Source organism: Natronosalvus rutilus, assembly GCF_024204665.1.
Taxonomy (GTDB): domain Archaea; phylum Halobacteriota; class Halobacteria; order Halobacteriales; family Natrialbaceae; genus Natronosalvus; species Natronosalvus rutilus.
Genome location: NZ_CP100355.1, coordinates 3,412,245 through 3,430,953, shown reverse-complemented (window position 1 = coordinate 3,430,953; position 18,709 = coordinate 3,412,245). Strand labels below are relative to the sequence as shown.

General features: G+C 65.1%; 20 protein-coding genes. 5 read left to right on the top strand and 15 right to left on the bottom strand.

The features are described 5' to 3' along the window. Window positions 1–69: 69 nt before the first annotated feature. From NGM29_RS16705 to NGM29_RS16695, 3 genes are all read right to left on the bottom strand, one after another. Entirely contained in the window at window positions 70–558 is a 489-nt protein-coding gene (locus NGM29_RS16705) for a YbaK/EbsC family protein (RefSeq protein WP_254157805.1), read from the bottom strand. 86 nt (window positions 559–644) lie between these two features. Then, window positions 645–1,109, bottom strand: a complete 465-nt coding sequence (locus tag NGM29_RS16700; protein ID WP_254157803.1) for a DUF7988 family protein — start codon at window positions 1,107–1,109, stop codon at window positions 645–647. Between the two features lie 34 nt (window positions 1,110–1,143). Beyond that, window positions 1,144–2,106 (bottom strand): carbohydrate kinase family protein, encoded by a 963-nt coding sequence (locus NGM29_RS16695; protein WP_254157801.1) that lies wholly within the window; start codon window positions 2,104–2,106, stop codon window positions 1,144–1,146. A gap of 202 nt (window positions 2,107–2,308) precedes the next feature. Between NGM29_RS16695 and dpsA the strand changes: the two genes are divergently transcribed. After that, window positions 2,309–2,854: a DNA starvation/stationary phase protection protein DpsA gene (gene dpsA / locus NGM29_RS16690; protein WP_254157799.1), complete on the top strand. Its 546-nt coding sequence runs from the start codon at window positions 2,309–2,311 to the stop codon at window positions 2,852–2,854. 225 nt (window positions 2,855–3,079) lie between these two features. Here dpsA and NGM29_RS16685 read toward each other — a convergent pair whose 3' ends face one another. The 5 genes from NGM29_RS16685 to NGM29_RS16665 all read right to left on the bottom strand — a co-directional run bounded on the left by NGM29_RS16685 (window position 3,080) and on the right by NGM29_RS16665 (window position 6,372). Continuing rightward, window positions 3,080–4,063 carry a tyrosine--tRNA ligase gene (locus NGM29_RS16685; protein ID WP_254157797.1) on the bottom strand — a complete coding sequence of 328 codons (984 nt, stop codon included), beginning with the start codon at window positions 4,061–4,063 and terminating at the stop codon, window positions 3,080–3,082. 143 nt (window positions 4,064–4,206) lie between these two features. After that, entirely contained in the window at window positions 4,207–4,341 is a 135-nt protein-coding gene (locus tag NGM29_RS16680) for a transporter (protein ID WP_254157795.1), read from the bottom strand. 71 nt (window positions 4,342–4,412) lie between these two features. Continuing rightward, window positions 4,413–4,904: a DUF6691 family protein gene (locus NGM29_RS16675; protein ID WP_254157793.1), complete on the bottom strand. Its 492-nt coding sequence runs from the start codon at window positions 4,902–4,904 to the stop codon at window positions 4,413–4,415. Further along, complete coding sequence (locus NGM29_RS16670; protein WP_254157791.1) at window positions 4,901–5,383, bottom strand: YeeE/YedE family protein; 483 nt, start codon at window positions 5,381–5,383, stop codon at window positions 4,901–4,903. Before NGM29_RS16670 ends, NGM29_RS16675 begins: the two co-directional genes overlap by 4 nt. 191 nt (window positions 5,384–5,574) lie before the next feature. After that, window positions 5,575–6,372, bottom strand: a complete 798-nt coding sequence (locus NGM29_RS16665) for a M14 family metallopeptidase (RefSeq protein ID WP_254157789.1) — start codon at window positions 6,370–6,372, stop codon at window positions 5,575–5,577. A 121-nt stretch (window positions 6,373–6,493) separates the two neighbouring features. On the opposite strand from NGM29_RS16665, the gene NGM29_RS16660 reads away from it, so the two are divergent. Beyond that, on the top strand, window positions 6,494–6,970 hold the full coding sequence (locus tag NGM29_RS16660; protein WP_254157787.1) for an MGMT family protein: 477 nt from the start codon (window positions 6,494–6,496) through the stop codon (window positions 6,968–6,970). A gap of 179 nt (window positions 6,971–7,149) precedes the next feature. Further along, window positions 7,150–7,389, top strand: a complete 240-nt coding sequence (locus tag NGM29_RS16655; protein ID WP_254157785.1) for a DUF2061 domain-containing protein — start codon at window positions 7,150–7,152, stop codon at window positions 7,387–7,389. Between the two features lie 7 nt (window positions 7,390–7,396). On the opposite strand, the gene NGM29_RS16650 is transcribed toward NGM29_RS16655, so the two are convergent. The 4 genes from NGM29_RS16650 to lonB form a co-directional block, all read right to left on the bottom strand. After that, on the bottom strand, window positions 7,397–7,744 hold the full coding sequence (locus NGM29_RS16650) for a hypothetical protein (protein WP_254157783.1): 348 nt from the start codon (window positions 7,742–7,744) through the stop codon (window positions 7,397–7,399). A 161-nt stretch (window positions 7,745–7,905) separates the two neighbouring features. Then, window positions 7,906–10,584: a valine--tRNA ligase gene (locus NGM29_RS16645; RefSeq protein WP_254160613.1), complete on the bottom strand. Its 2,679-nt coding sequence runs from the start codon at window positions 10,582–10,584 to the stop codon at window positions 7,906–7,908. Window positions 10,585–11,094: 510 nt separating this feature from the next. Next, window positions 11,095–12,075 (bottom strand): CPBP family intramembrane glutamic endopeptidase, encoded by a 981-nt coding sequence (locus NGM29_RS16640; protein WP_254157781.1) that lies wholly within the window; start codon window positions 12,073–12,075, stop codon window positions 11,095–11,097. 4 nt (window positions 12,076–12,079) lie between these two features. Then, the gene (lonB, locus tag NGM29_RS16635; RefSeq protein ID WP_254157779.1) at window positions 12,080–14,398 is read right to left on the bottom strand and encodes an ATP-dependent protease LonB; all 2,319 of its coding nucleotides are present in this window, start codon (window positions 14,396–14,398) and stop codon (window positions 12,080–12,082) included. Between the two features lie 165 nt (window positions 14,399–14,563). Between lonB and NGM29_RS16630 the strand changes: the two genes are divergently transcribed. Beyond that, window positions 14,564–15,082, top strand: coding sequence for a nicotinamide-nucleotide adenylyltransferase (locus tag NGM29_RS16630; protein WP_254157777.1), 519 nt, complete (start codon window positions 14,564–14,566; stop codon window positions 15,080–15,082). A 24-nt stretch (window positions 15,083–15,106) separates the two neighbouring features. Here the strand turns inward: NGM29_RS16630 and NGM29_RS16625 are convergent, their stop codons facing one another. Next, window positions 15,107–15,655 carry an NUDIX hydrolase gene (locus tag NGM29_RS16625; RefSeq protein ID WP_254157775.1) on the bottom strand — a complete coding sequence of 183 codons (549 nt, stop codon included), beginning with the start codon at window positions 15,653–15,655 and terminating at the stop codon, window positions 15,107–15,109. A gap of 67 nt (window positions 15,656–15,722) precedes the next feature. On the opposite strand from NGM29_RS16625, the gene NGM29_RS16620 reads away from it, so the two are divergent. Beyond that, window positions 15,723–16,622, top strand: a complete 900-nt coding sequence (locus NGM29_RS16620; protein ID WP_254157773.1) for an SAM hydrolase/SAM-dependent halogenase family protein — start codon at window positions 15,723–15,725, stop codon at window positions 16,620–16,622. A gap of 47 nt (window positions 16,623–16,669) precedes the next feature. On the opposite strand, the gene NGM29_RS16615 is transcribed toward NGM29_RS16620, so the two are convergent. After that, on the bottom strand, window positions 16,670–17,026 hold the full coding sequence (locus NGM29_RS16615; protein ID WP_254157771.1) for a HalOD1 output domain-containing protein: 357 nt from the start codon (window positions 17,024–17,026) through the stop codon (window positions 16,670–16,672). A gap of 93 nt (window positions 17,027–17,119) precedes the next feature. Continuing rightward, window positions 17,120–18,664 (bottom strand): thermosome subunit alpha, encoded by a 1,545-nt coding sequence (gene thsA, locus NGM29_RS16610; RefSeq protein WP_254160611.1) that lies wholly within the window; start codon window positions 18,662–18,664, stop codon window positions 17,120–17,122. Between the last annotated feature and the right edge of the window lie 45 nt (window positions 18,665–18,709).

The following is an 18,709-nucleotide window of genomic DNA, read 5'->3' as shown; positions in this document are numbered from 1 at the left end:
ACCGATAAAAGTGTTATTATTCCGGGTGCAATAATTATTAACCCGAGCCAGTATAGAGGGGTCGAGTTATTATCGAGACGATCCGTCGACTACCGAGACCACCTGGGCGTTCGTCAGGTCCTCGAGTTCCGTCGGATCGATCGGAAACACCGCCGAGGGCGTTCCAGCCGCCGCCCAGACCGTCTCGAACTCGAGCAGCATTTCATCGAGGTACGTCGGGACGGGCCGGTCGTGACAGAACGGCGGGACGCCACCGATCGACCAGCCCAGCCGGGACTTGATTCGCTCCGGATCGGCCATCTCGACGGTTCCGGGTGCGACGTCGACGGCCTTGGCCAGCGCGCCTTCGTCGACCCGATTCGCGCCGCTCGTCACCGCCACCACGAGGTCGCCGCCGGCGTCGAACGCCAGCGAACTCGCGATCTGGGCGACGTCACAGTCGACGGCTTCGGCGGCGTCGGCGGCGGTTTTGGTCCCCTCCGGAAACTCCTCGACGGCCGGATCGAAGCCGTACTCCTCTCGAGCCTGTGCGACGAAGGTCGCTGCACGCGGATGCATTGGCCTGAGACTCACACGCACGGGTTTAATAGGTATCGCCCACTCGGCCTCGATAAGCACCTCGGCGACTTGAGGGGACGCCGCGATCAGCGCAGTTCTGCAGACACGGAGACGGACTCGAGGCGACGGTACGCCGGCCCTGAATCCCGTTCGGGTTCGCACTTGCACTCGCACTGGTACTCGTGCTCACGCTCGCGCTCGAGGCCGAAGACGTCGAGGCGAACGACGAGTCGCCCCGGTTCGACGGTCGCCCGGAGCACCGGACCGCGACTCGTCACGGCGACGTACGGTGGAGCCGCAACCGGTCGTGCGGGCAGGGCGTACCCCGCCGATTCGACCAGGTCGACGAGGAGCGGTGGGAAGGCTCGCAGGAGTCCAGACGCCTCGATTTCGGCTCGCAAGGGGTCGACGACGGCCGTTCGTTCGGTGACGGTCTCGGCTGGCCACGCCTCGGAGACGGCGTCTGCACAGGCCTCGAGACGGCGCAGAATTCCTCCGTGCTCGTCGCGGAGCCGTCTCTCGATCGCTCGCGTCGTGGCTCGACGGCTCACGGGCGACCACCCGCTGTCGCTGTGAGTCGGGGCGTCACGAACCGGCGGCGTCCAGCCACTCCTGGACGTCGTCTCGGGTCGGGAGTGCCGTCATCGCCCCTGGCTCGGTCGTCGTTTGGGCAGCCACCGCACTGGCGAAGGCCAGGGTCTCTTCGAGTCCCCGTCCCTCGCGAAGTGAGGCAACGAGCCCGGCGACGAACGCGTCGCCCGCGCCGGTGGTGTCGACGACGTCGGCCTCGAAGCCGGGGTGCTCGAAGACGGCCTCGGGCATCGATGCTGTCGTGTCCGTGACGACCATCGCGCCCTCGCTCCCACGCGTGAGGAAGACGGTGTGGGGGCCACAGTCGAGGGCGTCGCGGGCGACGGCTTCCGGCGTCTCGCCTGCACAGCCGAGCAACTCGAGTTCCTCGACCGTCGCCTTGCAGACGTCGGTGTGAGCGAGCGCTCGCCGACCGATCCGTTCGAACGTCTCCCGGTCGGCCCACAGTTCGGGCCGGTGGTTGGGATCGAAGGAGGTCGTACAACCCAGTACCTGGGCGCGCTCGAGCAACCCGAGGGTTGCCTCCCGCGAGCGGCCACTCGAGAGGGTGACGCCGCCGGTGTGGACCCACTCGAGCGAGTCGAGGGTGTCGTCGCCGACGGTTCCGGGCTCGAGGCGCGTGTCGGCAGTCCCGTCGCGGTAGAACGAGAACGTTCGGTCGCCGGACTCGTCGTGAGTGACGAACGCGAGCGTCGTCTGTGCGTCGTGGTCGACCTCGACGTAGTCGTCGGGGAGGCCGTGATCGGCGAGGACGTCCACCAGGTAACGCCCGAAGGGGTCGTTTCCCACGCGCGTCCAGAGGGCGGGGTCGTGCTCGAGACGAGCGAGCGCGACGGCGACGTTCGCCGGCGCGCCGCCCGGCCGGCGTTCGAACTGGCCGACGGCCGAGAGCGGCCCTGGCCGGTCGGGGAGGAAGTCGACCAGCGTTTCGCCGGCGACGAGGACGGATGCGTTCATACGGGCGGATCGGTGGTCCTCGAGTATAGTGTTCCGGGTTCGAGCGTTTGTTCGGTACTCTAGCGGCAAGTGGGAAACCGGGGCCAAAAATTCGATCTCGAGTAATAATTTTCTCGAAGTCGTAAAAACTGGTTCTGACTCGAGAAGAATTATTTTCTAATGGAAAGGCTTTAAGAGGGATGACGACGTAGTCGGACGTGAGATGAGCACTCAAAAGACCGTCCGCCAGCAGGCCGACAAAGTCGAGGAGAACGCACTGCGACTCGACCAGGAGAAGGCCGAGCAGGTCGTCGACGCGCTGAACACGGAACTCGCGAACGCGTACGTGCTGTACCACCAGCTCAAGAAGCACCACTGGGTCGTCGAGGGCGCGGAGTTCCGCGACCTGCACCTCTTCTTCGAGGAGGCCTACGAGCACGCCGAGGTGGGCGCCGACCTGATCGCCGAGCGCGCACAGGCGCTGGGCGGCGTCCCGGTTTCGGGCCCCTCGAACCTCGAGGACCGAGCGACCGTCGAGTTCGAGGGCGAGGACGTCTACGACCTCCGCACGATGATGGAGAACGACCTCGAAATCTATGGGGAGATCATCGAGTCGATGCGCGATAGCATCGAACTCGCGACGAACCTCGGGGATCACGCGACTGGCCAGATCCTCCGGGAGATTCTCGTCGACGTCGAGGACGACGCCCACCACTTCGAACACTACCTCGAGGACGAGACCCTCGTGCTCGAGGACGCGACCCACTGAGGCGGTCGCGAGCCGACTTGGTGAACGATCTCGTCGACGATCACTTTCTCATCGTTTTTCGCTTCCCGTGAGCTTCGGGACTCGAGGCTCGACGCACGAATATCCCCAGGAATTCTACGTCTACGGATGAGTCGGGTTCTCGGCCGTGAACCGGGATTCACCCGCAGGCCGTCGTAGTACCGCTGACGACCTGGTTCAGACTTCGAGTACCGCTGACGTCCCGCCTCAGGCTTCGCGTAGTTCGCGCAGTTTCTCGCGACCCGGCGCGACCAACTCGTCGAGGTAGCTCGCGAGTGTCCCCTTCGCGTCCGCCGGGTGGAGTTCGCCCGACTCGAGGTCGCTCGCCAGGTCCTCGTAGCTCCCGTACTCGAGATCCCCGCCGTACTTCTCGGGTCGCTCGACGAGTACCGTTTCGAACCGGGGGAAGACGTGGTACTCGAACAGTTCGAGGACGGGGTTCTCGAGGTCGCCCTCCGGGTCGCGGGTTGGCGGACAGAACGCCGAGTTCACCTTGTCTTCGAGGTCGTCGGCTGAGTCCTCCATCGAGATGGTGACGCCCTGGCTCGAGGACATCTTGCCCTCGCCGGTGGTGAGGTCGGCGACGATGGGCGTGTGGAGGCACGGACGGGCCTCGTAGCCTAGCTCGGGGAGCTCCTCGCGCATCAGCATATGGACCTTGCGCTGGTCCATCCCGCCGACGGCGAGGTCGAGGTCGAGGTACTCGATGTCCAGCGCCTGCATCAGTGGGTAGACGACGTGGCTGACCTTGGCGGTCTCGCCCGACTGCAACTCGGCCATCGCCCGTTGGGCGCGATTCAGCGTCGTCGATAGCTCGAGTTCGTGGAGGTCCAGTACGTAGTCGTCCTCGAGCTGGTAGCTCGAGCCGTAGACGAACTCGGTCTGGGACTCGTCGAGCCCGTAAGCGAGGAACTGCGCGCGCATCTGCTCGGCGGTCTCGCGAATTTCCTCGAAGGTTCCCTTCCCGTTGAGGTAGGCATGGACGTCCGCGAGCAAGACGACGACTTCCATGCCGGCGTCCTGGAGGTCGATGAGCTTGTTCGCGGTGAGTAGGTGCCCCAGGTGCAAGACGCCGGAGGGTTCGTAGCCGACGTAGACGCGCTTGCCGGCCGGGTCGGTAGCGAGTTCGCGTACCTCCTCGTCGGTGACGACCTCGTCGACGTTCCGCGTAATCAGGTCGTAGGTGTCCATACGTGGACGGTACCGGAGCAGGGATTTATGCGTTCTTGAACGATGCGAACGCGATTCGAGACGTGCTACATTCTTTATAGTAATATCCGGGGGCTCGAGTACTTACCCTGGCGTGCTCGTTTGCCGAATACGAAGCGATATGCTCACTTGTCGAACACGAATCGAAGCGGCAACCCGATCGCGAAACAGAGCACGGCTAGGATCATCCCGACCGGTGGGATCGGCGCGATCACGAACACGATACCGAGCAGGATGAGCACCGTCGAGAGGCGAACCATACCAGCACACTCGAGCGACAGCCGTGTAGGGGTGATGCCGGCAAACGCAGCGTCCACCAGCACGAGGTCCGTCAATCGGCCGCCGTCGCGTCGGTCCCTGCACTCGCTGGCGACGACCGCCAGTAGGCCTGGGCGTACGCACCGACGAACATGCCAGCGATCCCCCAGAGGATCGCGTAGTTGCCGATACCCAGGCTGGCGTAGGCCGCGCCGGGACAGATTCCGGACAGTCCCCAGCCGACCCCGAAGATGCCGCCGCCCAGCACGACGTTCCTGTCGAGGGACTTGAGCCGCCGCCCGTAGCGAGCGCCAGTCAGTGGCGCCCGTCCGAGGGCCAGCGGCGCGCCGAAGAAGGCGAGACCGGTGACGGCGGCGCCGCCGAGCATGACGAACAGGAGCCCGAAGTCCTCGAATTGGAGGAACGAGAGGACGACCTCCGGTTTCGCCATCTCGCTCAACGCGAGGCCGACACCGAAGACGAGGCCGCCGAGGAAGACGACGGGCAAGAACAGCGGGTGCTGGTCGTGGTCCTGGACGACCTCGCCTGGATCGGCGGCGGTCACGGCGACACCCCCGCGGCCATCGCCAACTGGGCGGTCACGATCGCAACGAGGAGAAACGAGAGCACGCCGACGAACGACGTGCTCGAGGCAGAGCCGACACCGCAGACGCCGTGACCGGAGGTACACCCCTTCCCGAGACGGGTACCGACGCCGATGAGCACGCCGCCCACCAGGAGTCGCCAGGGCGCGACCGCCGTCACCCAGGCTCCGCCGCCGGTCGCGAGCGTGTAGAGCGCCGCCCCGGATACGATTCCGAGGGTGAAGACGACCCGCCAGTCTCGAGAGGCGCGATAGCGGTCGAGTCGCGAGAGCGACGAGCCGTACGAGAGCGTCGACTCGAGGAAGGTGCTCGCGCCGGGGGCGATGGCGGTCGCGAGGTAGATGGTAACGACGCCGAGGCCGACCAGGACGCCGCCGAGGGCGTAGTGATCGATCCCATTGGGGAACGGTGCGACCGGGAGGAGCGACTCGAGTGGCATTGGTGTACTCCTCGAAAGGGGGCGGCCCTAGATCAATGTTTCAGCCGCGGCATCAGTTTCACTGGTTCAGCGACGGCATCGGTCTCACTGTCTCAGCCGCGTCATCGATTTCACTGGTTCAGCCGTGACATCGTCGACCCGAACTCGTCCCGAAAACTCGCCCGTGGCCCGACCGGAGGGACGGATCGTCCTCACTCGGCGACCGTCGACGCGGTCAGCGTCTCGAGTTTGCGCGCGGTGTACCCGAAGACGTTGCGGTAGCCGTAGGGGGACAGCAAGACGGGGTAAAAGCCCTCCGAGGCGACCTGCTTCTCGCCGTCGGCAGCCGCGAACGCCGCGCCCTCCTCGACGCGCTCGAAGTTGTCGACGAACACCTCGTAGGTGTCGGCGGCCGCCTTGTCGATCCGGTCGACGAGCTGGTAGACCGGGAGGTCCCGGCGAACCGTATCGCCCGGAAGTGCCCCGACGGCGGTCAGGAACGCCCGCGTCAGGCGGTCTGCGTTCTCGGCCGCAGCGTCGCTTCCCTGCAGTCCACACTCGACCTCGACCGCGTCGGCCCCGCTGAACAGCCGCCCGCCAGCGAAGGGGCCGGTTTCGACGAGCGCCGTCACCGGCAGTTGCGGACATAGGTCCCTGGTCGTCTCGCTCAGTTCGTCGACGATGGCGAACGGGTCGGCGTGGCTCTGCGTGGAGTGCATCGAGAACGTGAGACAGCCCTCGAGTTCCGCCCCGAGTTCGTGGGCGAGTCGCCCCTCGTGGGTCTCCGCCTCTGGATGGCCCGGAAAGGCCCGATTGAGGTCCTCGTCGACGTACCTGACGCTGCGCTCGAGGGCCTCCTCGTTCGCGACGACGAGCTTCACTGGGCGTTTGACCGACGGTTCCTCTTCGATCAGCCGTTCCACGGCGCGGACGCCGCAGGGCTCGTCGCCGTGAATGGCGGCGACGACCGCGAGTTCCGGCGTCCCGGTTCCGAGCTGTACGACTCTCATCGGCCGTCCTACGCTCGTCGGCCCCAAAGGGGATTCGGTCGACGACAGTCCGCGAGACCGACCTGTTGCCGCTGGCGACAGCAGGCGAATATTCAAGACACGGCCGTCCCTGCACTCACCTATGAACGACCTCGCCGATGCGGACGCAGGCATCTACGCGTTCGAGTCGACCTACCTCGAGCGGTTCGTCCAGGTCGGGATCGCCAGCGGCCGGGTGATGTCGGTCTCGTTCCCGGATCAGCCGGACGAGAACGCCGTCGTCGGGGACCACCCCGTGCTGGATCGCTTCGCCGAGTACCTCGAGGGCCTCTCCGAGGTCGACTTCGCCGACCTCGAGGTCGCCTTGACCGTGCCGACCGACCAGCGATCAGTGCTCGAACAGGTTCGCGGGATTCCCTACGGAGAGAACGTCGACGTCGCCACGGTCGCCCGGATGGCGGGACTCGATCCCGACGACGAGGACGACACCATCCTCGTTCGAACGGCACTCGACGAGAATCCGATCCCCATCGTCTTCCCCGACCACCGCGTCCGGGACGGACCGAGCGCCGCTCCACCGCAGGTCGAACAGAAGTTGCGCTCGCTCGAGGAACTATAATCGCTGGCACCAATTTCCCCGAACCCGGCCCGGCGACGCGCACTTACAAGTGACCGTTCGTGACCGGGCCCGGTTTCGGCGCGACGACTCCCAGGGCGAGAGTAATCGGATGTGGTTACTAAATGCTCTCGAGGACACCATGCGTGGTTATTATTGCCCTTCGAGTGGAGCAACGGACTATGCTCGACGACGTCGTCTCGCGGTCGGCGCTCCAGGCTCGGAAGCGAGCCCTCGTGAAAACCCTCTGCTATCGGCTCTTCATGATCCTCATCACGACGATGGTCGCGTGGGCCGTCGTTGGGGAGGTCGGCGCGGCGCTCAACATCGGGATCGCGACGAACGTCGTGAAAACGGGGACCTACTACCTCTACGAGCGAACGTGGGACCACATCAGCTGGGGGGTCTCGGCGTCGACGTAGGCCCCGATCACGAGGCCGTCAAGACCGCGTAGACGTAGAGTCCGATCCCGACGAAGACGGCGATCGACGCGACAGAATCGATCAGGATATCCACGACGACGACCGCGACGAGCTGGGCGATTCCGCCGACGGCGAGACAGATGCCGGCTCCCCCGAGTGGGGAAAACGTCTCCCTGGCGTTAGAGAGGAGCACGGCACCGACGCCCAGTGCCACGAATCCGAATACGGCGTTCGCGGCGCGTCGAACGGCGAAGACGTCGGTGACCTCGGCGTAGAAAAACAGCGCGAAGTAGAGCACGATTCCAACGACGATGGCCCGCTGGACGGTGTCCGAAACGGACTCGAGTTGCTTCATACCCGTCCGAGGACGGCCAGGTGTTTAGATAGTCCGATTGACGCGAAGAAATGCGAGGGACGCGAGGGTGAGCACTGAACACGGACAGCCGTTGGCGCCGCCCGGAAGCATGCGAGAACCGCTGAAAACCGACGACACTAACCAGCAGATGGGCCGGCGCGCTACTCGAGAAGCACGACCGCCGACTCCGTCTCGATCATCTCGCCGTCGCCCGAGTAGGTTCGCTCGTACTCGACCTCGAAGAGGTCGGCCTCGAGTTCTTCACCGGCGACGCGGAGAACGCCTTCCTCGTCGTCGACCTCGTAATTCTCGCTCTCGATTTCCGAATCGATCTCACCGACTTTCGCCCCGTACTTCGGTCCGAGAGTCGAATAGTCGAGGTCGATCGACCCGATTTTGGTCGCGATTTCGGGCTCCTCCTCGAGCACAGTTAACTCCTGGACCTGCATCACGCTCTGGACTGCATCCTCGAAGCCCTCGAGGGGGCCGTAGACCGAAACGGACCCGAGCTCGGCGTTCAGCGGGAGCTGTTTCTCACTCTTGTAGCGGCGGAGCGCGGAGATGACCTCCATGGCGGTCTCGCCAGCCTCGAGGTCGGCCTCGTGGCCCTGGGGCTCCGGCCAGGCTTCGGTGTGGATGCTGTCGAAGTCGGCGGCCCCGGTGTCCTCGCTCCCCGCATACCTCGCCTGCCAAATTTCCTCGATGGCGTGGGGGAGGATAGGCGCCCAGAGCAGGAGGAAGGTTCGGTGGGCCGCCCACAACGTGTACTGCGTCGAGGCGCTGTCCGCGCGGGTTTTGGCGATTTCGAGGTAGTCGTCACAGAAGGTGTTCCAGAAGAACGTCCGGAGGTGGTTGCGGGCTTTGGCGAACTCGTAGTGCTCGAAGTGTTCGGTGAGGGTTTCGACCGTGTCGTCGAGTTCCGCCAGCAGCCAGCGGTCGATCGCCTCGAGGTCGGCGGGCTCCTCGGGGTCGGCGGGCGCGAGGTGGTCGACCAGTTTGGAGGCGTTCCAGAGCTTGCGCAGGAGTTTCTCGCCGGCGACGATGTCCTGGTCCTGGTAGGGGAAGTCGTCGCCGACGGCGGCGCTGGCAGCCCAGAACCGGACGGCGTCGACGGGATACTCGTCGAGGACTTCGGCAGGTTCGACGACGTTGCCGCGGGATTTGGACATTTTCTCGCGATTCTCGTCGAGGACGTGGCCGTTGATGAGCGTCGCGTCGAAGGGCACCTCGCCGGTGTGCTCGTAGCACTTGACGATAGTGTGGAACAGCCAGAACGAGATGATGTCGTGGCCCTGTGGGCGCAGGTCGAACGGGTAGAGCTCGGGGTTCGCCATGGTGAACTCTTCGGCTTCCTCGTCCCAGTCCCAGCCGGCATTGATCAGCGGCGTCAACGAGGAGGTCGCCCACGTGTCGAAGACGTCCTCTTCGGCCTCGAATTCCTCACTACTGCACTCGGGGCAGCGCTCGAGCGGCGGGTCGTCGCTCAGGGGGTCGACCGGCAGGTCTTCCTTTTCGGCGATGATCGGGTGATCGCACTCGCCGCAGTACCAGACGGGGAACGGGATGCCCGAGTCGCGCTGACGCGAGATGAGCCAGTCCCACTCGAGGCCCTCGATCCAGTGTTGGTACCTGGTAAACATCTTCTCGGGGTACCAGTCCATGGCCTCGCCGGCCTCGAGGTACTCGTCCTTGTGATCGAGGATTTCGACGTACCACTGTTTGGAGACGCGGTACTCGACGGGGGTGTCACAGCGTTCGTGGACGCCGACGTCGTGGACGATTTCGCGGCGATCCCGGAGGAAGCCAGCGTCTTCGAGGTCCTCGACGATGGCTTCTCGAGCTTCCTCGGTACTCATTCCCTCGTAATCGTCCGCAAGGTCGGTCATCGTCGCAGTCTCGTCGATGGCGACTCGCAGTGGGAGGTCGTGGACCTGGTACCACTCGATGTCGTTCTGGTCACCGAACGTACAGCACATGACGACGCCGCTGCCCTTCTCCATGTCGACGCGGTCGTCGGCGATGATCGGCACCTCGTGGCCGAAGATGGGCACCCGTGCGGTTTCGCCAACCAGATCCTGGTTCTCCTCGTCGTCGGGGTGGACGAACACGGAGACGCACGCCGGCAGCAGTTCGGGACGGGTCGTCGAGATGACGAACTCCTCGCGCGGCGGATTCTCGCCACGCATCTCGAAGGCGATGTCGTTGAAGTACGAATCCCGCTCATCGTCCTCGGTCTCGACCTGGGAGATGGCTGTCTCACACTCGGGACACCAGATTGCGGGCGCCTTCTTTCGATATTCGCGTCCTTTCTCGTAGAGGTCGATGAACGATAATTGGGAGATTCGCTGGACGCGAGGTTCGATGGTCTTGTAGGTGTGGTCCCAGTCGATCGAGGATCCCAGCGACTGCATCTTCTCGGTGAATTGTTCCTCGTACTTTGCGCAGACCTCGCGACAGAGCTGCTGGAACTCGCGGCGCTCGTAGTCCTGGTGGCGAATGTCCAGTTCCTCCTCTGTCAGGCGCTCGCTCGCGATGCCGTTGTCGTCGTAGCCGAACGGAAAGAGGACGTCGCCGTCGGCCATCCGCTGGAAGCGGGCCGCGAAGTCCTGCAGCGTCGAGCCGTAGAGGTGACCCATGTGCAGGCTCCCCGATACCGTCGGCGGCGGCGTGTCGATGGCGTAGGTGGTGTTCGGGTCCTGGCCGGGTTCACCCTCGTAGGCGTAGGTTTTTGCGTCGACCCAGCGCTGCTGCCAGCGCCGTTCGGCTTCGGCTGGGTCGTACTCGCCCTCGAGAGACGGTTCAGCGTCGATTGTGTTGTCTTCCTGTTCGGGTGTATCCATCTTCTTTCTCTTCTTGCTCATGTTGGGCGCCGGTCGGTCGTACGAGAGGTGAGTTCGTCCATTGCGTACCGGGTGTTGCTCGGTGAGTGTTGGTCGCCAGCAATATATTCGTCGAAACGGGCGATGTGGTGCTACGGGGCTCCGACGACAACTCCATTAAACGGATCGTCGAACGCGTTGGCCGTGCCCACGACTGAATCGAGCATATACGTAACCGTACTCGAGCGATCATTTATCGGTTTCGTGTCTGGGTACTACATCGTGTGTAGTTACGCCAATTCCACTAGACGGCGAAGGCTTGGAACCACGTTTAGGCGATTATTGGATCGACGTCAATCCAGTCGCTTCGACCACTGAGGCGGGCGATTTCGTCATACCCCAGCTGAAAAGTACCCCGTCTCATCCTTCAGACTACACTAAACATGGCCGAGAGGTGATTCGTGACTGCCCCTCGCTCCGTTCGAAGTCGAGTTCCTCACCATTCATGTATCAGCGTGATGTTCTGAAAGGCTAGCTCCCGACCCGCTCGAGCACTGACTCCACGGGCTCGAGACCCAGCCCCTCGTGGACGACGAACTCGAGGGCGTTGACGAGGTAGTGAGCGACGACGACCGCGAGCAGGCTCCCCGTGGCGATGAACAGCGCTGCCAGGACGAATCCCAGGAGGCCGGTGACGACGATGCCAGCGGGTCCCTGCATCCCGTGGCCGACCGCGAACGCGACCGACGAACCCACGGCGAGCAGCCAGATCGGGACGTCGAAGCCGACAGCGAGGGCGCCGATCAGGGCTGCGCGGAAGAGAAACTCCTCGAAGAACGCGACGACCGGCAAGACGGCGACGAGCAGGACGACCCACCCGCGAACGTCGTCGGGGGCTAGCAGTCCACGAAGCGCCTCGTCGTGGTCGACGCCCAGGCGAGTCGCCAGCGCGGCCCCGACTTCGTTTGTCGCGTAGAGGACGACACCGGCGACGGCGCCGAGGAGCAGGCCGCTTCGCAGGTAGTTCGAGTCGAACTCGATTCCGAGGGCCTCGAGCGGGATCGAGGTGTAGACGGCGGCCCCGAGCAGAACCGCGGCGAACAGTCCCTGCGAGAGGGCGACGTTTGCGAGCAAGGCTCCAGTCGAGATGTCGTGGGGATCGGTTCCGGTCTCCGACCGTGTGGGCTCTCGAGTTCTCGTCGGCTGACGGGGCGTCCCCGCTTCCGAGACGGGTGCGACGTCGTCGGACGCCGGCCCGTACTCCTCGACTGCGGATGCAGACGCTTCCTCCGGCGGCGCCTCTCGAGACGCTGCGTCGGTCGCCTGATCCCTCGAGTCGGTCCGCTCGAGGGGACGATCGGTCGGCCGTTGGGACTCGGCATCAAGCGGGTTTTGACGGCTGGCCCTCGAGCCGTTCGGCTCCTCGAACGCGCGCTGGGTGAGTACCGAGAGAACGAGAAGTGCGACGAGGACGACGCCAGAAAGTCCCGCGAACGCCGCCCACTGGGTCATTCGATTACTGCGGACTCGGGTTCGAGCCGCCAGTTCCGGTCCCGGTCCCGGTGTTGACCTGGCTCTCGAACGCCGAGCCGGTGATCTGCTTGAGCCGGTCGACCAGCGAGTCCTTCTTCGGTTCGCCCATCAGGGCGACGTCGAGGACTTCGCTGATGTTCGAGCACGGGATGATCTCGATCATCTCCTCGTACTCGTCCTCGATCATGACGTCCTGCTCGTTGGTCTTCGGGATGATGACCTTCGTACAGCCGGCTTTCGCGGCGGCCTCGATTTTGTGGGTGACGCCGCCGACCGGGAGGACGTCGCCGCGCACGGACAGCGACCCGGTCATCGCGACCGACTGATCGACCGGGATATCCTCGAGGGCGGAGATGACGGCGGTTGCCACCGTGATGGAGGCGGAGTCACCGTCGACGCCCTGCTGGCCGGCCTGGACGAACTGGATGTGGACGTCCTTCTCCGAGAGGTTCACGTCCGAGAACTTCTTGATGATCGCGGAGACGTTCTGGACCGACTCCTCGGCCATCTCCTTGAGCTTCCCGGTGGCGATGACCTGGCCCTGGCCCTGTGCCGGGGCAATCTCGGCCATGACGGGAAGCATGATCCCGGAGTCCTCGCCCATGACGGCGAGCCCGTTGACGCGGCCTTCGACGCCGCCCTCGTTGACCTGCAGTTCGTAGTCCTTGCGGCGCTCGATGTAGTCGTCGGCGAGTTGCTGCTCGATCGAGCGCGAGCGGCTCTTCGCCTGCAGGACGTGGTCGCGCGACGTGAACTCGGCGTCCTCGGCCCGCGCGATGTCGCCGGCGACCCGGACGAGACCGCCCAGGTTCCGGAATAGTAGGGTGAGGTGCTCTTTGCGGCCTGCCCGGCGCTTGGCCTCGAGGATGACCTCCTCGACGGCCTCGTGGGTGAAGTGCGGCAGGCGGCCGTCGCGTTCGACCTCCTGGGCGACGAAGCGCGCGTACTTGCGGCGCATCTCGGGGGTGTCCTCGATGGTGTCGTCCATGTAGACCTCGTACCCGTAGCCCTTGATCCGGCTGCGGAGCGCGGGGTGCATGTTCTCCATCGCGTCGAGGTTCCCCGCGGCGATCATGACGAAGTCACAGGGGACGGGTTCGGTCTGGACCATCGCGCCCGAGGAGCGCTCGGACTGGCCCGTGATGGCGAACTCGCCCTCCTGGATCGCCGTCATCAGCTTCTGCTGGGTGCGGACGTCGAGGGTGTTGATCTCGTCGACGAACAGCACGCCCTTGTTGGACTTGTGGATCGAGCCAGGTTCGACGCGGTCGTGACTCGGGGTCTCCATGCCGCCGGACTGGAACGGGTCGTGGCGAACGTCGCCGAGCAGTGCGCCGGCGTGGGCGCCGGTGGCGTCCTCGAAGGGCGCCGTGCGCTGCTCGCCGTTGTTGACGATCATGTTCGGCACCATCGCGTCCATGCCGCGGGAAGTGTACCGGAAGATCAGCCAGATGATACCCGCAGCGAGGATACCGAGGAGGATCTGCTGGGCGAAGAGCGCGTAGACCACGACGATGGCGATAATGATCCACATCAGGATCGAGCGCATCTGGTTGCGCTTTCGGGCTTCCTCCTTGTGGGCCTCGATGATCTGTTCGCCCTTGCCCGCTGGCACCGTCCGAACTTTCGGCTCGTTGCCGTCGTCGGGGTTGTGATAGACGAGTACGTCCTGGAGGTCCTCCTTCGGGAGGAGCTGGCTCATCGCCTTCGCGAGCATCGACTTCCCGGTCCCAGGCGAGCCGATCATCATCACGTGGCGGCGCTGTTTGGCTGCCTTGATGATGATGTCACGGGCTTCGTCCTGCCCGATGACCTGGTCGACCAATCGGTCGGGGACCTCGATGTCGGCGGTCGAGTCGATCTGGAGACCGCCGAGCAGGTCGTCCTCGGCGATTTCCTCGTCGATTTCGACACCTGGATCGACCTCGACGGTACTGCCGAGATCTTCGACGGTCTCGATTTCGTCGTCTTCGTCTGTATCGTGTGCGTCGACGGCCGCCGCGTCGGCGTCCTCGATCCCATCCTCGAGTTCCTCGAGTTTCTCGAGCGATCGCTCGAGGGGGTCCTCGGGATCGGCGTCGGGGCTTGACCCGGAGTCACCGCCGGCGTCGTCCGCATCGACCGGCGATTCGACGGCGTCCGAGTCGGTCTCGGCGTCCGTCTCGTCGGACCCACCACTGGGGGAGTCGGCGGTCGCGCCGTCGTCGGCCGGGGGAACCGCGTCCGTGGACGAGTCCTCCTCGTCGGGAGGGGTTCCATCGTCGTCCGGCGACGGGCCGTCAACGTTCGTATCGTTGCTCATAAATGGCTATTCGGTATCCGAACCGAAGGGATTGCGACTGATATACTTTCTCCCTTCTCCCGATTCGTGGCCACTACGGATGAGTCGTGAGACGGCCGATTTCGCCGGTTTCGATCCCAGGGGAACCTCGCCACTCTTAAGAGTCCGACCCTCGAGGTGTCAGGTATGACGCGGGGGTTCTACATCGGCCGGTTCCAGCCCTATCACAACGGTCACCACACCATGGTCGAACGCATCGCCGAGGACGTCGACGAACTGGTTCTCGGGATCGGGAGCGCGGGCGACTCGCACTCGACGCGCAACCCGTTTACCGCCGGCGAGCGGATCATGATGATCACCAAGGCCGTCCAGGAGTTCGATCTGACGACCTACGCGGTCCCCATCGAGGACCTGGAGCGTAACTCCGTCTGGGTGAGCCACGTCCAGAGCATGAGTCCGGACTTCGACGTGGCGTACTCGAACAACCCGCTCGTCGTCCAGTTGTTCCGCGAGTCAGGGGTCGACATCCGCCAGTCCCCGATGTTCAACCGCGAGGTCCTCGAGGGGGCGTCCGTTCGCGAGCGGATGATCGACGACGAGGACTGGGAGTCGCTGGTTCCCGACGCCGTCGTCGAGGTGGTCGAGGAGATCGAGGGCATCGAACGGATCCAGATGGTCTCCGAAGACGATTCGAACGGCGTGTGACGACGGGTCGACTGCTCGTCTCAATCACCCGAACTCGCTGATTGCGCTCAGCACTTGCTCGAGCCCGGAGGCCCTGAGGGTCGGCCGTCTCCCGTCTGCGAACAGTTCGTCTCGCGACCAGTACCGGGCGGCTGCCGCGTCAGATCCGGCCTCGAGCACTCCCGTCGTTCTCGCGCTCGACACGGCGTAGTTGACCGACACCATTTCGTGCCTGTGCCCGTACTCGAGTGCGATGAATCCGGTTCCGAGCAGCGAAAGAACCGACGGGTCGACCGAGAGCCCGGTCTCTTCCTCGAGTTCGCGAGCGGCCGCAACGTGGGGCGGTTCGTCGTGCTCGAGGTGGCCGCCTGGAAGCGCCCATTCGCCGAGGTTGGGACCGGAACCGCGTTCGATCAACAGCACGGAATCGTCCTCGACGACGGCCATGCAGGCAACCGGAACGGGGTTTCGGTAGAGCGTTCGATCGCAGGCCACGCAGTGGACCGATCGAGCCCCCTCCCGGTTCCGGCGCTCGAGAGGCTCGCCGCACCAGGGGCAGCGAGTCGGTTCGGGTCCGTCGAGTGTCCACGGCATGTGTAGCTCACCTGCAGCGAAAGAAAAAGTCGTATCGGCTTTGAGGGACCGACCCGTACCGACGTCCATGATCACGCTCGCTTCGGACTTCGGCTCGCCCTATCCCGCAGCGATGAAGGGCGTCCTCTGTTCGCGAACCGACGCTCGACTGGCCGACATCTCTCACGACCTCCCCAGGGGCGACGTTCGCACAAGTGCGTTCTGGTTGCGCGAGACGCTGCCGTACTTCCCGCCGGCGACGCACCTCGTGGTCGTCGACCCGGACGTCGGGACCGATCGGCGCGCAATAGTCGTTCGTTCTGGCGGCCACGTTCTCGTCGGCCCGGACAACGGCGTGCTCCTTCCGGCCGCCCGTCGGTTGACCGGCCTCGAGGAGGCGTCGACGGGTAACGACGGCAACCTCGCGGAGACGGCATCGAACTGCGACGCCAGCCTCGAGGAGACGACGACGGGTAACGATGCTGGCATCGAGACGTTCGCCGTCGACGAATCGGCTCTCGAGGCGCCCAGCCCGTCAGGTCACCACGCGGCCCCCGGGAGCACGACCTTCCACGGCCGGGACGTGTTCGCCCCCGCCGCGGCAGCCGTCGAGACCCGGGACGGGGCGCTCGAGGCCCTCCCCTGGCTCTCTCGACTGACGGACCCCGTCGAATGCAGACTCCCAGTGGCGGACGTCAGCGAACCGAACGCGGTGGCCGGCGAGGTCCTCGCCGTCGACGACTTCGGCAACATCATCACGAACGTTCCGGGCGACGTTCTCGAGGAAGCCGGGAGCGTTCGCGTGAACGGCGACCGCGTCCCCGTCGGCGAGACCTTCGCGAAGGTCGCTCCAGGCGAGCAGGTCGCGCTCGTCGGGAGCCACGGCTACGTCGAACTCGACGTCAACGACGGCCGTGGTGACGACGCCTTCGGCCTCGCGGTCGGTGACGAGTTCGTCCTCGAGCGGGTGTCCCCCGTCGGCGAATAGCGACGGTGGGCCTCGTCACCTTGGCTGGTGCGGATTCGTCATCCCTGCTAGCGCGGATCGATGACGATCTCACCGCTTTCGTGAATCCGGATCCCGCACTCGGCGTACTCGAACGATACCACGAGCGCGTTCGTTCTGGCTCGAGCTCGAGACCGGGACCGCACGCTGCGGGTGAAGAGGTCGTCGAGCGCTTCGGGATCGATCGCCGTCGCCAGCGGCTCGAGCGTCTCGAGGTCGGCCTCGAGGGCTGTCGAGACGCCCATCAGGACGGCGGTCGTAACCGGTTCGTACGTCCCCCCATCGTACCAGGTGTGGTACGTCCCCCGACGGTCGTCGTAGTAGATCGGTCGGTCGGCCGTGCCCCCGGCTCGAACCAGCCGATCTGTCGGTGAGCGATGGGACATACATTTACGTATGGTATGTCACAACATAACACTATCGGCTGCCATCGGATGACGCGAACGGTCGCGAAAAACGGTAAAACGAACGCGAGGGCGTTATTCGGCGGCGATGACGTCGTCGATGCGGACGATCATCGTCGCGGCTTCGGTGGCACTTTCGACGGCCTCGCGCTTGACGTCGGCGGGGTCGACGACGCCATGCTCGACGGGGTCACCGATAGTGACGGTCTCGCCGTCGGTCACCAGTCCAGCGCGGCCCTCGGCCTCGTGGGCGGCGCGGAGGTCGACCAGCACGTCGATGGGGTCCTGTCCGGTGTTGCCCGCGAGCGTCCGCGGAACGATGTCCAGCGCGTCGGCGAAGGCCGTCACGGCGAGTTGCTTGCGGCCCTCGATGCCGGCCGCGGCCGAGCGAACTGCGTCGGCGATGGCGATCTCGGTCGCGCCGGCGCCGGGGACGACTTCGCCCGAGTCCAGCGCCGCGGTGACGACGTCCAGGGCGTCCTCGATGGCGCGCTCGAGTTCGTCGACGACGTGGTCGGTGCCGCCGCGGACGAAGACGGTGACGGCCTCGGCGGCCGCGCCTCCCTCGACGAACGCAAGGTCGTCGTCGCCGTAGGTTTCGGTGCGAACGCGGTCGGCGTGGCCGAAGTCGTCCTCCGAGAGGTCCTCGAGGGCGCCGACCCGGCGGGCGCCCGTCGCGTTGGCGACCTTGCGAGCCTTCTTGTTGGTGATGTCCTCGAAGGTGAGGATGCCCTCGCTGGCGAGCAGCGAGGCGACGCGGTCGTCGACGTCGTCGGTCGTGAAGAGCACGTCGACGCCGCTGTCGATGACGTCCTGGGCGTACCGGCGGAGTTCGTCCTCCTCGGCGTCGAGGGCGGCGTTGAGCTGGTCGATCGAGTCGATCGCGTACTCCGCATCGACCTCGCCCGTCCGGATGCCGAGTTCGACGTCCAGGATGGCGACGGAGGCGTCTTCGACGCTCGTGGGCATCTCGTCGTGTGCCGGCTCCTCGTCGATGACGATCCCGTTGACCAGTTCGGTCGCGTTCGAGGACGAACCGACCTGGGTGTGGATCTCGACGTTGTCGCGCTGGACGCCCTCGTCGGAGTTGATCTGGCGGATAGCGCCGACGACCGTCTCGGCGAGCGTCTCCGTCTGGAGGCCGCCGGTTCCCTTGCCGGTCATGCTCGAGACGGCGACCTGCTCGAGCAGTTCGTCGTCGACGTCGACGTCCAGGACCTGGTCCTCGATGGCCTCGAGGGCGATGCGGGCGGCCTCGTGGTAGCCTTCGACGATGGTCGTCGCGTGGACGTCCTGCTCGATGAGGTCCTCGGCCTCGGCGAGCAGGTTCCCGGCGAGAACGGCCGCCGTCGTCGTGCCGTCACCGACTTCCTCTTCCTGGGATTCGGCGACCTCGACGATCATCTGCGCGGCGGGGTGCTCGATGTCCATCTCGTTGAGGATGGTGGCGCCGTCATTCGTGATGACGACGTTCCCGCTCGAGTCGACGAGCATCTTGTCCATGCCGCGCGGGCCGAGTGTCGTGCGTACGGCCTCGGAGACCGCCTTCCCGGCCATGATGTTCGACGACTGTGCGTCGCGGCCCTGCGTTCGGTTGCTGTCCTCGCTCAAGATGAACATAGGCTGTCCGCCCATGCGTCGCTGTTGTGCCATGTGTGAAACCTC

Coding starts and splice junctions, on each gene's coding strand:
- NGM29_RS16705 (WP_254157805.1), bottom strand. CDS start 558: ATGCATCCGCGTGCAGCGACCTTCGTCGCACAGGCTCGAGAGGAGTAC.
- NGM29_RS16695 (WP_254157801.1), bottom strand. CDS start 2,106: ATGAACGCATCCGTCCTCGTCGCCGGCGAAACGCTGGTCGACTTCCTC.
- dpsA (WP_254157799.1), top strand. CDS start 2,309: ATGAGCACTCAAAAGACCGTCCGCCAGCAGGCCGACAAAGTCGAGGAG.
- NGM29_RS16685 (WP_254157797.1), bottom strand. CDS start 4,063: ATGGACACCTACGACCTGATTACGCGGAACGTCGACGAGGTCGTCACC.
- NGM29_RS16680 (WP_254157795.1), bottom strand. CDS start 4,341: ATGGTTCGCCTCTCGACGGTGCTCATCCTGCTCGGTATCGTGTTCGTG.
- NGM29_RS16670 (WP_254157791.1), bottom strand. CDS start 5,383: ATGCCACTCGAGTCGCTCCTCCCGGTCGCACCGTTCCCCAATGGGATC.
- NGM29_RS16665 (WP_254157789.1), bottom strand. CDS start 6,372: ATGAGAGTCGTACAGCTCGGAACCGGGACGCCGGAACTCGCGGTCGTC.
- NGM29_RS16660 (WP_254157787.1), top strand. CDS start 6,494: ATGAACGACCTCGCCGATGCGGACGCAGGCATCTACGCGTTCGAGTCG.
- NGM29_RS16655 (WP_254157785.1), top strand. CDS start 7,150: ATGCTCGACGACGTCGTCTCGCGGTCGGCGCTCCAGGCTCGGAAGCGA.
- NGM29_RS16650 (WP_254157783.1), bottom strand. CDS start 7,744: ATGAAGCAACTCGAGTCCGTTTCGGACACCGTCCAGCGGGCCATCGTC.
- NGM29_RS16645 (WP_254160613.1), bottom strand. CDS start 10,584: ATGGATACACCCGAACAGGAAGACAACACAATCGACGCTGAACCGTCT.
- NGM29_RS16640 (WP_254157781.1), bottom strand. CDS start 12,075: ATGACCCAGTGGGCGGCGTTCGCGGGACTTTCTGGCGTCGTCCTCGTC.
- lonB (WP_254157779.1), bottom strand. CDS start 14,398: ATGAGCAACGATACGAACGTTGACGGCCCGTCGCCGGACGACGATGGA.
- NGM29_RS16630 (WP_254157777.1), top strand. CDS start 14,564: ATGACGCGGGGGTTCTACATCGGCCGGTTCCAGCCCTATCACAACGGT.
- NGM29_RS16625 (WP_254157775.1), bottom strand. CDS start 15,655: ATGCCGTGGACACTCGACGGACCCGAACCGACTCGCTGCCCCTGGTGC.
- NGM29_RS16620 (WP_254157773.1), top strand. CDS start 15,723: ATGATCACGCTCGCTTCGGACTTCGGCTCGCCCTATCCCGCAGCGATG.
- NGM29_RS16615 (WP_254157771.1), bottom strand. CDS start 17,026: ATGTCCCATCGCTCACCGACAGATCGGCTGGTTCGAGCCGGGGGCACG.
- thsA (WP_254160611.1), bottom strand. CDS start 18,664: ATGTTCATCTTGAGCGAGGACAGCAACCGAACGCAGGGCCGCGACGCA.